The 13,220-nt window shown below is 67.3% G+C and carries 15 protein-coding genes; 10 read left to right on the top strand and 5 right to left on the bottom strand.

What is annotated here, in order from left to right:
• From METFAM1_RS0115950 to METFAM1_RS0115925, 6 genes are all read left to right on the top strand, one after another.
• A complete protein-coding gene (locus METFAM1_RS0115950) occupies positions 1-375 on the top strand; it encodes a guanyl-specific ribonuclease (protein ID WP_019916413.1) in 375 nt (124 codons plus the stop codon).
• Between the two features lie 3 nt (positions 376-378).
• Complete coding sequence (locus tag METFAM1_RS0115945; protein ID WP_232419790.1) at positions 379-834, top strand: barstar family protein; 456 nt, start codon at positions 379-381, stop codon at positions 832-834.
• Entirely contained in the window at positions 831-1,280 is a 450-nt protein-coding gene (nudB, locus tag METFAM1_RS0115940) for a dihydroneopterin triphosphate diphosphatase (protein ID WP_019916410.1), read from the top strand. The genes METFAM1_RS0115945 and nudB overlap by 4 nt, the downstream gene beginning before the upstream one ends.
• A gap of 69 nt (positions 1,281-1,349) precedes the next feature.
• Complete coding sequence (locus METFAM1_RS0115935) at positions 1,350-1,772, top strand: Hsp20/alpha crystallin family protein (RefSeq protein ID WP_020647599.1); 423 nt, start codon at positions 1,350-1,352, stop codon at positions 1,770-1,772.
• Positions 1,773-1,881: 109 nt separating this feature from the next.
• On the top strand, positions 1,882-2,784 hold the full coding sequence (argB, locus tag METFAM1_RS0115930) for an acetylglutamate kinase (RefSeq protein ID WP_019916408.1): 903 nt from the start codon (positions 1,882-1,884) through the stop codon (positions 2,782-2,784).
• A 128-nt stretch (positions 2,785-2,912) separates the two neighbouring features.
• Positions 2,913-3,512 carry an HAD-IA family hydrolase gene (locus METFAM1_RS0115925; protein ID WP_232419886.1) on the top strand — a complete coding sequence of 200 codons (600 nt, stop codon included), beginning with the start codon at positions 2,913-2,915 and terminating at the stop codon, positions 3,510-3,512.
• On the opposite strand, the gene hemB is transcribed toward METFAM1_RS0115925, so the two are convergent.
• The gene (gene hemB / locus METFAM1_RS0115920; protein ID WP_232419788.1) at positions 3,499-4,506 is read right to left on the bottom strand and encodes a porphobilinogen synthase; all 1,008 of its coding nucleotides are present in this window, start codon (positions 4,504-4,506) and stop codon (positions 3,499-3,501) included. The two genes, METFAM1_RS0115925 and hemB, sit on opposite strands and share 14 nt — an antisense overlap.
• 233 nt (positions 4,507-4,739) lie before the next feature.
• The gene (gene yihA / locus METFAM1_RS0115915; protein WP_019916405.1) at positions 4,740-5,366 is read right to left on the bottom strand and encodes a ribosome biogenesis GTP-binding protein YihA/YsxC; all 627 of its coding nucleotides are present in this window, start codon (positions 5,364-5,366) and stop codon (positions 4,740-4,742) included.
• Between the two features lie 108 nt (positions 5,367-5,474).
• On the opposite strand from yihA, the gene METFAM1_RS0115910 reads away from it, so the two are divergent.
• Positions 5,475-6,125, top strand: coding sequence for a c-type cytochrome (locus METFAM1_RS0115910; protein WP_019916403.1), 651 nt, complete (start codon positions 5,475-5,477; stop codon positions 6,123-6,125).
• Here METFAM1_RS0115910 and METFAM1_RS0115905 read toward each other — a convergent pair.
• On the bottom strand, positions 6,104-6,916 hold the full coding sequence (locus METFAM1_RS0115905) for a ferritin-like domain-containing protein (RefSeq protein WP_019916401.1): 813 nt from the start codon (positions 6,914-6,916) through the stop codon (positions 6,104-6,106). The genes METFAM1_RS0115910 and METFAM1_RS0115905 overlap by 22 nt on opposite strands.
• Before the next feature lie 67 nt (positions 6,917-6,983).
• Here METFAM1_RS0115905 and msrP point away from each other — a divergent pair, with 67 nt between their 5' ends.
• The 3 genes from msrP (at position 6,984) to METFAM1_RS0115890 (ending at position 9,239) form a co-directional block, all read left to right on the top strand.
• Positions 6,984-7,940 carry a protein-methionine-sulfoxide reductase catalytic subunit MsrP gene (msrP, locus tag METFAM1_RS0115900; RefSeq protein WP_019916400.1) on the top strand — a complete coding sequence of 319 codons (957 nt, stop codon included), beginning with the start codon at positions 6,984-6,986 and terminating at the stop codon, positions 7,938-7,940.
• Positions 7,941-7,942: 2 nt separating this feature from the next.
• A complete protein-coding gene (locus tag METFAM1_RS0115895; RefSeq protein ID WP_019916399.1) occupies positions 7,943-8,578 on the top strand; it encodes a protein-methionine-sulfoxide reductase heme-binding subunit MsrQ in 636 nt (211 codons plus the stop codon).
• Positions 8,579-8,648: 70 nt separating this feature from the next.
• On the top strand, positions 8,649-9,239 hold the full coding sequence (locus METFAM1_RS0115890) for a YqaA family protein (protein ID WP_019916398.1): 591 nt from the start codon (positions 8,649-8,651) through the stop codon (positions 9,237-9,239).
• Positions 9,240-9,241: 2 nt separating this feature from the next.
• Here METFAM1_RS0115890 and METFAM1_RS0115885 read toward each other — a convergent pair whose 3' ends face one another.
• Positions 9,242-9,961, bottom strand: coding sequence for a PEP-CTERM sorting domain-containing protein (locus tag METFAM1_RS0115885; protein ID WP_019916397.1), 720 nt, complete (start codon positions 9,959-9,961; stop codon positions 9,242-9,244).
• Positions 9,962-9,993: 32 nt separating this feature from the next.
• Positions 9,994-13,089, bottom strand: a complete 3,096-nt coding sequence (locus tag METFAM1_RS0115880) for an ExeM/NucH family extracellular endonuclease (RefSeq protein ID WP_019916396.1) — start codon at positions 13,087-13,089, stop codon at positions 9,994-9,996.
• Positions 13,090-13,220: the final 131 nt, after the last annotated feature.

The following is a 13,220-nucleotide window of genomic DNA, read 5'->3' as shown; positions in this document are numbered from 1 at the left end:
GTGACGACCCGTCTGCTCCCGGCGCCACTGCTGGCGCCGATCCTGGCCCTGTGGCTGTTGCTGACCGGTTTCGCCTCGCCCGAGGTGGAGCTGGCGCAACTGCCGCCGGAAGCGGCGCAGACGCTGGCGCTGATCCGCCAGGGCGGGCCTTTCCCGTACAAACGCGACGGCGTCGTGTTCCACAATCGCGAACGCCGTCTGCCGATGCAGAAACGCGGCTATTACCGCGAATACACGGTGCCCACACCCGGCCTGAACCACCGCGGCGCCCGTCGCATCGTCGCCGGCAGCGGCGCCGACGGCGACGTGCGCAGTTCCGGCGAATACTGGTACACGGCGGATCACTACCGCAGCTTCCGCCGCATCAAGGAATGAACGATGTCCGCACTGCCCCCTGATTCGATGCAGGCACGCCTCGGCGACGCCGCCCGCAGCGGCGTGTTCTCCGCCCAGCCGACCGCCGCCGCGCGCGCAGCACGCTTCGCCGAGCCGGCCGGCCTGCTGCTGATCGGCCTCGACCTGAAAGACACGCGCGACCAGGCGTCGCTGCTGCAGCTGTTCGCCGAAACGATGGGCTTTCCCGACACCTTCGGCCACAACCTCGACGCGCTCGGCGACTGCCTCGGCGACCTGTCCTGGTTGCCGGCCAGCGGCGGCTACCTGCTGCATCTGAGCAACTGCGCCAAGCCGGTCGAGCGCTGCAAGGACGATTTCGACGCGCTGGTGGCCGTGCTGAACGACACCGCCGACGAGTGGCGCGGCCGCGGCACCCCCTTCTGGGTGCTGATCGACCAGCCGCACACCCGCGCCCGCCCCTTCATGGCCAGCGCATGAAGCGCCCGCAGTCGGTCCTGGTGCTGATCCACAGCGACGGCGGCGACATCCTGCTGATCGAGCGGGCAAAACATCCGGGCTACTGGCAGTCGGTGACCGGCAGCATCGAAGCCGGTGAAACACCGGAACAGGCGGCGCAGCGCGAAGTCGAGGAAGAGACCGGCATCGTCGCGCCAGCCGCGGCCTTCGACCGCTGGCACCACAGCAGCCGCTTCGAAATCTATCCGATCTGGCGCCACCGCTATCCACCGGGCGTTACCCACAACACCGAGCACGCCTTCAGCCTCTGCGTGCCGCGCGACACGCCGATCCGGCTGGCGCCGGACGAACACCGCGACTGGCGCTGGCTGCCCTGGCGCGAGGCACTCGATGCGGTGTTCTCATGGACGAATCGCGATGCGATCCGGATGTTGACCCAGCGCAAGCGCCTGAACGGGCGGTCTTGAAATCGTTTTTTTCCAACCCTAGTTTGGGTGTACGCGGATACCCGCACCCGACATGGAAAGGACGAAACGATGAATCAAGTGACCCGCTGGGACCCCTTCGAAAATCTGTTCAAGGACTTTCGCGGCCTCGTGCTGCAGCCGGTCGATCTCGCCGGCAACCCCGACGTACCGGCGCTCAAGGTCGACGTGAAGGAAGACAAGGACGCCTACACCGTGCACGCCGACCTGCCTGGCGTGGCGAAGGACGACATCCACGTGAACATCGAGGGCTCTGTGGTGTCGATCAGCGCCGAAAAGAAGCGCACGGTGGAGAACAAGGAAGGTGAGCGTGTGCTGCGTTCCGAGCGCCACTACGGCAAGGTGTCGCGCAGCTTCCAGCTCGGCCAGGACATCGACGAAGCACGGGCCCAGGCCCGTTTCGCCGACGGTGTGCTGGAACTGACGCTGCCGAAGAAGGTTGTCGCCGCCTCGAAGAAACTCACCATCCAGTAAGCCGTTCGCACCCCGGCAAAAGCGGACACCCTGCCGGTGTCCGCTTTTTGTTTGTGCGGTGCAAGGCTAGAATCCGGCCTCATCCTCACACCTCGCGCGAGCCCGGAAAATGCCCCTGACCTCTGACCTCACCTCCGGTATCACGCCGCACGCCAAGGCCGCGGTGCTGTCCGAGGCGCTGCCCTACATCCGCCGCTTCCAGGACCGCACCATCGTCGTGAAATACGGCGGCAACGCGATGACTGACCCGGCGCTGAAACTGGGCTTCGCACGCGACGTGACGCTGCTCAAGCTGGTCGGCATGAACCCGGTAGTGGTGCATGGCGGCGGCCCGCAGATCGACGACCTGCTCAAGCGCGTCGGCAAGCAGGGCACCTTCATCCAGGGCATGCGCGTCACCGACGAAGAGACCATGGACATCGTCGAAATGGTGCTCGGCGGTCATGTGAACAAGGACATCGTGAACCTGATCAACCAGGCCGGCGGCAAGGCCGTGGGCCTGACCGGTCAGGACGGCTCATTCATCCGCGCCACCAAGCTGATGATGCCGAACAAGGACAAGCCGGACGAAATGCTCGACATCGGCCTCGTCGGCGACATCGTGTCGATCGATCCGACCATCATCAACTTCCTCGACAGCGGCGACTTCATCCCGGTGATTGCGCCGATCGGCGTCGGCCCCGACGGCGAGAGCTACAACATCAACGCCGACGTGGTCGCCGGCAAGCTGGCGGAAATCCTGAAGGCGGAAAAGCTCGTGCTGCTCACCAACACGCCGGGCGTGCTCGACAAGGAAGGCAATCTGCTGACCGGCATCACGCCGCGCGACGTCGACGCGATGATCGCCGACGGCACGCTGTCCGGCGGCATGCTGCCGAAGATCGGCTCCGCGCTGGACGCGGCGCGCAGCGGCGTCAAGAGCGTGCACATCATCGACGGCCGCGTGCCGAACGCGCTGCTGCTCGAAGTGCTGACCGACGACGGCGTCGGCACGCTGATCAAGAGCAAGTGAACGTGCCCCCTGGGCCGGGCGACGCCCGGCCCGTCCCCCGGAGGGGGTAAAACATCAGCCACCCGATTCACGCGCGACGCCCGGACACGGGCAGGCAGCCAGTCTGGATCTTCGATCTGGACAACACGCTGCACGACGCCAACCCGCACGTCTTTCCGCATCTGAACCGGGCGATGACCGCATGGTTGATGACGGAGCTGGGGCTGGCGCACGCCGAGGCCGACCGTCTGCGCGAGCACTACTGGCATCGCTACGGCGCCACGCTGCTCGGCCTGATGCGGCACCACGGCACCCGCCCCGCACACTTCCTGCACGGTACGCACGACGTCGAGGCACTGCGCCCGGGCATCGTGTTCGACCGCGCGCTGCTGCACGTACTGCGCCGCCTGCCCGGCCGCAAGATCGTGTTCACCAACGGCCCACTGCACTATGCCGAAGCGGTGCTCGACGTGATGGGCATGAGCGCGCTGTTCGACGGCATCCACGCGATCGAGCACTCGCGCTATGCGCCGAAGCCGCGGCTGAAGGGCTTCCTGCACCTGCTGCGCGACTACCGGCTCACGCCCGCACGCTGCATCATGGTCGAGGACACGGCGGCCAATCTGCGCACCGCCAAGCAATTAGGCATGCGCACGGTGTGGATCAGCCGCGACGCCGCCCATCACGGCTACGTCGATCTGCGGCTGAGTTCGGCGCTGCAGCTGCGCCGCGCGCTCAAGCTTCTTTGAGCCAGCGCGCCGCGTCGAGCGCGTAATAGGTGAGGATGCCGTCGGCGCCGGCGCGCTTGAAGGCGAGCAGCGCTTCCATTGCAGTGGCGCGCTCGTCCAGCCAGCCGTTGGCGACCGCCGCCTTCAGCATCGCGTACTCACCGCTGACCTGATAGGCGTAGGTCGGCACCGCCAGTTCCGCCTTCACCCGGCGCACGATGTCGAGATAGGGCATGCCCGGTTTCACCATCACCATGTCGGCACCTTCGGCGATGTCGAGTGCGACTTCGCGGATCGCCTCGTCGCTGTTCGCCGGGTCCATCTGGTAGGTGTACTTGTTGCCCTTGCCGAGGTTGCCGGCCGAGCCGACCGCGTCGCGGAAGGGGCCGTAGAAGGCCGACGCGTACTTCGCCGAGTAGGCGAGGATGCGGGTGTGGATCAACTGATGCGCGTCCAGCTCGAAGCGGATGCGGCCGACCCGGCCGTCCATCATGTCGGACGGTGCCACCACGTCGGCGCCGGCCTGGGCGTGGCACAGCGCCTGTTTCGCCAGCGCCTCCAGCGTTTCATCGTTCATGACGTAACCGGACGCGTCGATCAGGCCGTCCTGGCCATGGCTGGTGTAGGGATCGAGCGCGACGTCGGTGATCACGCCCAGTTCGGGAAAACGCTGCTTCAGCGCACGCACGGTGCGCGGCACCAGACCTTCCGGGTTCCACGCTTCGGCCGCGTCGTCGGTCTTCAGACCAGCGTCGATGACCGGGAACAGCGCCAGCGCCGGCACGCCCAGCGCCACCGCCTGTTCGGCCACGCCGAGCAGCAGATCGACGCTGACCCGATTGACGCCCGGCATCGACGCCACCGCCTCGCTGCGGCTCGGCCCGTCGAGCACGAACACCGGGTAGATAAGGTCGTCGGCGCTGAGGCGGTTCTCGCGCATCAGGCGGCGCGAAAAGTCGTCGCGGCGCATGCGGCGCATGCGGGTCGAGGGGAAGTGGCTGGCGGAAGAGGACATCGTCTGGACCTGCGAAAACGGAAGCCGCGATGATAGTACGCGGCGCCCTCCCGCTCGCTCCGCCGCCACTTCAATTCGCGCACGAAGAGAACGGAACTTTGAAAAAGCGCCCCCGGTCAGAGCGTGCGACGGTGCGAGCCGTCACCCGCTTCACCTCCCTGAGCGGGTGCCTTGCGTGCGAGGCGTTTCGAGCCCACGGCTTCATCCCCTTTAGCCGTGGGCTTTTTCTTTTTTCAGGCCGCGGGCGTGTCGGGCGCCGGCAGCGCCGCGTTCAGCCACGGCGCGACCACCTGCTCGACCTCGTCGACGCCGGTCTTCTTCAGGCTGGAGAACAGTTGCACCGTCACCTGCTCACCCATCCCCGAAAGCTGGCGGCGCACGTCGGCCAGCGTGGCCGCCTGTGCGCTGCGCGTGAGCTTGTCGGCCTTGGTGAGCAGCACGTGCATCGGCTTTCCGCTCTGCGAGAACCACTGGATCATGTTCCAGTCGAGTTCGGTCAGCGGGTGACGCGAATCCATGATGAGCACCAGCCCGACCAGACTTTCGCGTTCCTTCAGGTAACGCTCGATCAGCCCCGCCCAGGCGCGACGCACCTCGACCGGCACCTGGGCGAAGCCGTAGCCCGGCAGATCGACCAGGAAGCCACCCTTGACCAGCTTGAAGTAGTTGATCAACTGAGTGCGGCCCGGCGTCTTGCTGACGAAGGCCAGTCGCGTGTGACCGACCAGCGTATTGATCGCACTGGATTTGCCGGCGTTCGAACGCCCGGCGAAAGCGATCTCCGGGCCGATGGGCGCTGGCAGGCCGGATGGCTTGGCAACGGAGATATGGAAGGAGGCGCCGCGGAAGAGAGAGGACAAATCAGAATCGCGCAATGCGCGCCCGGGAAAACACGGTAAAATGAGGAGTTTAGCGTATCACCGAAATTTTCCCGGACCTTTGCCCGGCATCACCGCTCAAGGAAAGTCATGCGCCACCTCACCGCTCTTGGTTTCGCCCTGTCCCTGACCCTCGTTTCGGCCAGCGCGCTGGCCTCCGAAGAAAAAGCAGCCCCGAAGGCCGACGCAGCCGCGGGCAAGACCATTGCCACCCAGGTGTGTGCAGCCTGTCATGGCGCCGATGGCAACAGCGCCATCCCGGCCAATCCGAAGCTCGCCGGCCAGCACCCGGAATACCTGTACAAGCAGCTGATGAACTTCAAGGCCAAGGACGGCAAGCCGGCCGAGCGCGTCAATGGCGTGATGGCCGGCATGGTGGCCGGCCTGTCCGATCAGGACATGCGCAACCTCGCCGCCTACTACTCCAGCCAGAAGCCGACCGGCGGCGAAGCCAAGGGCTCGCGTGAAAGCATCGAACTGGGCCAGAAGCTGTGGCGCGGTGGCGACCAGAGCAAGGGTCTGCCCGCCTGTGCCGGCTGTCACGGCCCGGCCGGCGCCGGCCTGCCGGCGCAGTACCCGCGCATCGCCGGTCAGCACGCCGACTACACCGAAGCGCAGCTGAAGACCTTCCGCGTCGGCGAACGCGCCAACGACCCGGCCAAGATGATGCGCATGATCGCGGTGAAGATGACCGACGCCGAAATCAAGGCGGTGGCCGACTACGCAGCCGGCCTGCGCTGATTCGCCAGCGTTTCGATCTCGCTCTCGGAAAAGCCCGCCTCCAGGCGGGCTTTTTCGTTGACCGGCGGCTGCAGCCGCGGCGCATCGAAGGTGTTGAACAAGTGCAGGAAGGTCGCCTCCGGCGCCAGCCCGCGCTGCGCGCACAGGTGACGGAACCAGCGGTCACCGACCGCCACGTGGGTGATTTCGTCGCTCAGCACGATGTCCAGGATGTCCAGCGCCGCCTGATCGCCGATCGCGCGCAGCTTGTCCATGATGGGCGGCGTCGCGTCCAGCCCGCGCGCTTCGAGCACGCGCGGCACCAGCGCCATGCGCACCAGCGCATCGTGCGCGGTGCGGCGCGCCATGTCCCACAGACCGGCGTGCGCCGGAAAATCGCCGTAGTCGTAGCCCAGCGTACGCAGATGGGCACGCAGCAGCCCGAAGTGACGCGCCTCGTCGGCGGCGACACGCAGCCAGTCGCCCAGATAGTCGTCCGGCAGTTCACGGAAGCGCCAGGCGGCGTCGAGCGCCAGATTGATGGCGGTGAATTCGATGTGGCAGATGGCGTGAATCATCGCGCCGTGGCCCTCGCGGCTGCCGATGCGGCGCGAGCGCAGGGCCGACGGTTCGACCAGTTCGGGCCTGGTCGGCCGGCCCGCGTCGTCGATCGCATGCGGCGGGGCGGCCGCCCGGTCGAACACGGCGCCGGCCTGCCAGTCGCGCCACAGGCTCGCCACCTGTGCGCATTTGTCCTCGGGGTGGGCGCACATCAGCGCATCGTGCAGTGCGTCGAAAATCTTTCTGCTCATTTGCGGTCTTCGGTAAGGTCTGGCGACCTGACACGGTCTGCACAGACATGAAGCCAGGAGTGTACCCATGCTGATCAAACGCCAGACGGACATCGTGCCGTCCGAAATCACCCCGCGCGCGCTGTTCGACAGCCGCCGCGACTTCATCCGCGCCGCCGGTCTGGGTGTCGGCGCCGCGCTGCTCGGCGCCGGCCTGTCGGGCGAGGCGCGCGCCGCCGGCTACGGCGGCCAGTCGCTCGGCCCGCTGCTGAAAAGCCCGCTGTCGACCGACGAAAAGCTGAACGACTACAAGGACATCACCAGCTACTGCAATTTCTACGAATTCGGCACCGACAAGAGTGACCCGTCGCGCAACGCGCACCGCATGTCGACCCGACCGTGGACGGTGAGCATCGAAGGCATGGTGCAGAAGCCGAAGACGCTGGCGATCGAGGACGTGCTGAAGCTGGCGCCGCTGGAAGAGCGCATCTACCGGCTGCGCTGCGTCGAGGCGTGGTCCATGGTGGTGCCCTGGGTCGGTCTGCCGTTGTCGGCGCTGCTGAAGCAGGTCGAGCCGCTCGGCGGTGCGAAATACGTCGAGTTCACCACGCTGGCCGATCCGAAAACCATGCCCGGCGTGCGCAGCGCCGTGCTCGACTGGCCCTATGTCGAGGGCCTGCGCATCGACGAAGCCATGCACCCGCTGACGCTGCTCGCGGTCGGCCTGTACGGCGAGGTGCTGCCGAATCAGAACGGCGCGCCGATGCGCCTCGTCGTGCCATGGAAGTACGGCTTCAAGAGCGCGAAATCGATCGTGAAGATCCGCTTTACCGACAAGGAGCCGCTCAGTTCCTGGACCCGCGCCGCCGCCCGCGAATACGGCTTCTATTCGAACGTAAATCCGGAAGTCGATCACCCGCGCTGGAGCCAGGCGCGCGAGCGGCGCATCGGCGAATTCACCAAGCGCAAGACGCTCATGTTCAACGGCTACGGCGAGCAGGTGGCATCACTGTATGCCGGCATGGATCTGAAGAAGCACTTCTGACGATGCGCGAGCGCGGCTTCACCCCCGACCGTCTGCAGTTCGCCTGGATCTGGCGCGCGGTCTGGGCCGCCTGCCTGCTGCCGCTGGTGCTGCTGGTCGCGGGCGGTCTGCGCGACGCGCTGGGCGCCAATCCGATCGAATACATCACGCGCGCCACCGGCGACTGGACGCTGCGCCTGCTGCTGCTCACGCTGGCGGTGACGCCGCTGCGCCAGCTCACCGGCTGGCACTGGCTGGTGCGGCTGCGCCGCACGCTGGGGCTGTACGCCTTCTTCTACGGCTGCCTGCACCTCACGACCTATGTCTGGCTGGACCAGTTCTTCGACTGGCCGGGCATCGTCGCGGACATCGTCAAGCGCCCCTTCGTCACGCTGGGCTTCGCCGCCTTCGTGCTCATGCTGCCGCTGGCGATCACCTCGACCAACGGCATGATCCGTCGCCTCGGCGGCCGCGCCTGGCAGCGCCTGCATCGCGCCGTCTACGCGGTCGGCGTGCTCGGCGTCGCGCACTACTGGTGGCTGGTGAAAAAGGACCTGACCGAACCCATCACCTACGCGCTCGTACTGGCTGCGCTGTTCGCGCTGCGACTGTGGCACGGCCACCGCATGCGGCGCACGCTGGAGGTACAGACCGCCTGAGACGGATGCACGCAGGCCGCCCGCCGGGCGCCGGTATCATGGCGCCCGATCCATTCACGGAACGTTCCGGGTGAACATCTTCTCTCCGCTGTACACACGCGCCATGCAGTGGGCACGCCACCGCCGCGCACCCTGGTTTCTCGGCGCGATGAGCTTCGCCGAATCGTCCTTCTTCCCGATCCCGCCCGACGTGATGCTGGCGCCGATGAGCATGGCGGCACCGCGGCGCGCGATGTTCTACGCACTGATCACGACGCTCACCTCGGTGGCCGGCGGCCTGTTCGGCTATCTGATCGGCGCCTTCGCCTTCGACCTGATCGAGCCCTGGCTGCGCGAGAGCCGCTACTGGGCCAGCTACGAAACAGCGCAGCAGTGGTTCGGCGACTGGGGCTTCTGGGCCATCTTCGTCGCCGGCTTCTCGCCGATTCCGTACAAGGTGTTCACCATCGCCGCCGGCGCCATCTCGATGGCGCTACTGCCCTTCACGCTGGCCTCCTTCATCGGTCGCGGCGCGCGCTTCTTCCTGGTGGCCGGGCTGATGGCCTGGGGTGGCGAAAGGATGGAGGCGACGCTGCACCGCTACATCGATCGCCTCGGCTGGGCCACCGTGCTGCTGGTGGTGATCGGTGCAGCGGCCTGGAAGATGACGCGCGGCGCCTGAGCTCAGGCGCGACGGCGGGCGCTGGCGACGATGACGCCGAGGCCGCCGAGCAGCAGCGCCCAGCCCGACGGCTCGGGTACCGGCGTAATGCTGAGGTTGTCGATCGCCAGTGCGCTGGTCGCCGTGTAGTCGCCGACATCGACGATGCCGAAACCGAGGCGGACCGCACCCGACTGCGTGAACACGTATTCGAAGGTCGACAGGTTGCTCTCGCGACGGAAAGGCGTGGTCGGCGGAAACGGCGCGTCCGACTCGTCGGCGATGCGGATGACCTGATCGCCGACCAGCAGGAAGGCGTAATCCGGCAGCGGATTGACATAGGGCTCGGAGGTGGCGAACAGCCAGTCGAAGCGCAGCGTGTCGCCGGCGCTCACCGTCAGTTCGCGCCACATCGCCGAACCTTCGTAGGCGAAGCCGTCGGCGGTATCGAGAGCCCCGGGAGCGAGACCGATGCGGCTTTCCAGCCCGTCGGCGACGCCGACCTCGACCGCAGTGACGCCGGAGAAGTTGAACACGCCGGCGGGCAGCGGATCGTCGTCCACCTCGGTCAGCGAGGCGGTGGTCAGGGCGATGAAGCCGCCGGCGTCGGCCACATCACCTGCGGTGAACCAGCCATTGAGGCCGCTTTCGAAATTGTCCGCGAAGGCGGCGGCGCTGGCAGCGCCGCTCGCCAGCACGAGGCCGGCCGCGATCAGGTTGCGCACGAGGGCGTGGGTTTTCATGCTGTGTCTCCTGCAGGTATTCGGGAAAGGACTCAGTAGGCGAAGTTCTGGCCGCTCAGTTGGCCGGGCTGCACGCCGCTCAGCGTGACCAGCGTGCGCGGCACACCGGCGCCGGCGAAGCCGTCGCTGTCGATCTGCACCAGCGTGCCGGCCGCGTTCGCAACGAGGCGCAGGTGGCCGGACTGCCGCGGATCGCCGACGACGCCCAGGCCGGCCAGCAACGCACGCAGATCCAGCACGTCCTGCGCTGGCGCGAAGTCGGTGATGACATCGGCCGCGTCGCGCATCGACTGATAGACGAAGGTGTCCGCACCGGCACCACCGGTCAGCGTGTCCGCACCGGCGCCACCGGTGATCACGTCGTCACCGGCGCTGCCATTCAGGCGATCACGGCCGGCCGTGCCGGCAATCTTCTTCTGCAGCGACAGACCGATCACCACCGGGTCGTGATCCGACGAGCGGTAGGCGTGCGGCGCGTACAGATCCTGCGGCTTGAACTCGGTGTTGTAGTCGATGACGAAGGGCTCGTCGGTATTGATGTGCCAGTGCGCGACGCCGCTGGTCCTGGTCGCCAGCGCCGGCGTGGCCAGCGCGTGGTCGAGCGCGCCGCTCTCTCCATCGAAGGTGTAGCTATAGGCCAGATCGATGCCGGCCGCCAGATTCACCATGCCGGCCGCAGTCAGCGCATTGACCGGGTCTTCCTTCCCGTAGGCGTTCAGATCGCCGATCACCAGTACGTCGGCGGCGCCACTGCTCGTCGTCAGTTGCTGCACGAAGGCGCTCAGCGCCGCGGCCTGCTGCACGCGCAGCGGATTCCAGCAGCCCTGACCGTCGCCCTGGTCGGCCTCGACACCGGCCGCGTCGCCGCAGGACTTCGACTTGAAGTGATTGACGACGACGCTGAAGCGCTCGCCGTTGGTGGCGGCGAAGGTCTGCGCCAGCGGCGGGCGGTTGTGGATGGCGGCGGTATCGCTGATCGCCGCGCCCACCGTCGCCACGCGCGCCGGCTTGTAGATCATCGCCTGGCGGATGGCATCGCCGCCCCTGCCGCCGACCGGCACGCCGACCGCGGCGTAAACATTGGCGCCGTAGGTCGCGTTCAGCGCCGACACCAGATTGTTCACCGCGGTCTGGCCATTGTTCTCGATCTCGATCAGCCCGACCACGTCGGCGTCGATGGCGCGCAGCGCGGCGACAATCTTGGCCTGCTGGCGCGAAAATTCGAGCGCGCTGTCGGCACCGCGGCAGTCGCTGCGCGTGCCCGACGGGAAGCAGGACGCGCCGGCCTGATCGACTGTCGTGAAGTAGTTCAGCACGTTGAAGCTGGCCACCTTCACGTTGCCGCCGACCGGCGCCGGCGCGGCGGTACGCGGGTTGCTGCGCTCGAACACCGGGGCGACGGTGGGGTGGATCTTGTAGTCGCGCGGGCCGTCGCCGGCAGCGGTGATCAGGCCGTGGTCGATCACGCCGGTCAGCAGCTGCACCGTATCGCCGGCGCGCAGCGTGTCGTCGGCGCCGATGAAGGGAATCGGATTCGGATTCTGCGCAGTCGAACCGTCGTCGAGCACGATGCGGCGGCGTGCATTGGCGTCACGCAGGGCGAGCGCTTCGGCGCTGCCGGCGACGTGGCGGTTGGTCGGAATTTCCAGACGCCCCTCGGCGGACAGCGTCACCTGGCCGTAGCGCCCCTGGAAGTAGTTCTGCGACACGGTGAGCGGCGACACGATGCGCACCAGCATGCCTTCGTAGCGCTCCAGCTCGCCGTCGAACGCTTCCGGCAGCACGACGTCGGTCGGCTGCACGCTGACGCCACTGCCCAGCACCTGAACCGCGGTCGGCGACACCAGTTCGGTCACCGTATTGAACTCGGTCACGCCGGCGCTCAGGCGCAGCCGCTGACCGACCTGGGCTGTGTTGCCCGGCGCGTAGACGAAGATGCCGTCCGAGGTAGCGACGTCGCCGTCGCCCGCTTCGTCCTGCAGGTAGTAGCCGGACAGGCCGGGAAACACGGCTGTGACGACGCCCTCTGTGGTGACCGTCTGACCGTTCAACGGACTGGCGTTGCCGCTGCCCTGGATGGCCGGAATCGGCGTGATCGCCGCGGCTGTGGCGACGGTGATGTTGACCGTGCAGTCGGCGCTCTGTGCATCGTCATTGGCGAAACGCAGGCCGATGGCATAGCTGCCGGCGGCGGTACCCGCAGCGACGGTGACGCTGGCCGACGCGCTGGCGCCGTCGCCGGCGGCGGGCGTCAGCGCGCCGAGCGTGATGCCGGCCGGCAGGCTGCCGTTCAGGCTCAGCGCATTGACCGTGCTGTCGGCGTCGCTGGCCGACACATTCACGCTGCCGCCTTCGCCCGCCTGCAGGCTGAGCGCCGGGCAGCTGGTGACGATGGCCTGATTGACGCCGCCACCGTTGCCACCATCGACCACGATGTTGTCGATGCCCACCCATTCGTCGTTGCCCACGGCGTTCGTCGTGATGATGCGCAGCTGCAGCAGCGGCTGGTTGTCGGCCGCAGCCGGCAGCGTCACCGACACCGGCGTCACCTTGCCGGCCAGCGACGGACCTTCGGTCGCATCGGCGACGAAGGCGGCCGGCACATTGACGAAGCTGCCGCTGTTGCCGACGCGGTACTGCAGCGCCACCGGCTGGACCGCGTTGTCGGTCGAACCGTCGAGGTCGCGCAGGTCGTAACGCACCGTGATGCCGCTGCGGCCGCTGGTGTCCAGCGACAGCAGCAGGAAGGGCGCGTCGGCGGTGCCGGAACCGGTCAGCGCGAGCACCGGATCGGCCAGGTGAAATTCGGTCACACCGCCGGTGGTGAAGGTGTCCGGACTGGTCTGGTTGGCATTGACGTCGATCGGGGTGCTGCCACCGTCGGCGACGAGGGTCTGCGGATCGGTACCGGTGGCGCCGGTCAGACCGTCACCGCGGTAGCCGGCGACGCCCGGTACGGCCGACCAGTCGTCGTTGCTGACGACGAGGCCGATGTCCGACCAGTCCTGAGCAAAGGGCAGCGTTTGCGGCGTGCTGTCGGCGAGTACCGGCTGGCTCAGCAGACCGGCGGCGGCAAGCGCGAGAACGAGGGTGCGCGGCAGCGCCGGGCGTACACTTTTCGATGACATGTGGAAATCCGGTCGAGATGTCTAGCGTAGCCCAAGCACCCGCGACATGCGGACCCTGGACACGGAAGGACATCAGACTAGAGCGCCAGCATGACCGTCGCGTGGCTGCGAAAGCCCGCTGAGATGATCCG

This window comes from Methyloversatilis discipulorum (assembly GCF_000527135.1).
Taxonomy (GTDB): domain Bacteria; phylum Pseudomonadota; class Gammaproteobacteria; order Burkholderiales; family Rhodocyclaceae; genus Methyloversatilis; species Methyloversatilis discipulorum.
This window is presented reverse-complemented; position numbering and strand designations above follow the sequence as displayed.

Coding starts and splice junctions, on each gene's coding strand:
- METFAM1_RS0115945 (WP_232419790.1), top strand. CDS start 379: ATGTCCGCACTGCCCCCTGATTCGATGCAGGCACGCCTCGGCGACGCC.
- nudB (WP_019916410.1), top strand. CDS start 831: ATGAAGCGCCCGCAGTCGGTCCTGGTGCTGATCCACAGCGACGGCGGC.
- METFAM1_RS0115935 (WP_020647599.1), top strand. CDS start 1,350: ATGAATCAAGTGACCCGCTGGGACCCCTTCGAAAATCTGTTCAAGGAC.
- argB (WP_019916408.1), top strand. CDS start 1,882: ATGCCCCTGACCTCTGACCTCACCTCCGGTATCACGCCGCACGCCAAG.
- hemB (WP_232419788.1), bottom strand. CDS start 4,506: ATGTCCTCTTCCGCCAGCCACTTCCCCTCGACCCGCATGCGCCGCATG.
- METFAM1_RS0115910 (WP_019916403.1), top strand. CDS start 5,475: ATGCGCCACCTCACCGCTCTTGGTTTCGCCCTGTCCCTGACCCTCGTT.
- METFAM1_RS0115905 (WP_019916401.1), bottom strand. CDS start 6,916: ATGAGCAGAAAGATTTTCGACGCACTGCACGATGCGCTGATGTGCGCC.
- msrP (WP_019916400.1), top strand. CDS start 6,984: ATGCTGATCAAACGCCAGACGGACATCGTGCCGTCCGAAATCACCCCG.
- METFAM1_RS0115895 (WP_019916399.1), top strand. CDS start 7,943: ATGCGCGAGCGCGGCTTCACCCCCGACCGTCTGCAGTTCGCCTGGATC.
- METFAM1_RS0115885 (WP_019916397.1), bottom strand. CDS start 9,961: ATGAAAACCCACGCCCTCGTGCGCAACCTGATCGCGGCCGGCCTCGTG.
- METFAM1_RS0115880 (WP_019916396.1), bottom strand. CDS start 13,089: ATGTCATCGAAAAGTGTACGCCCGGCGCTGCCGCGCACCCTCGTTCTC.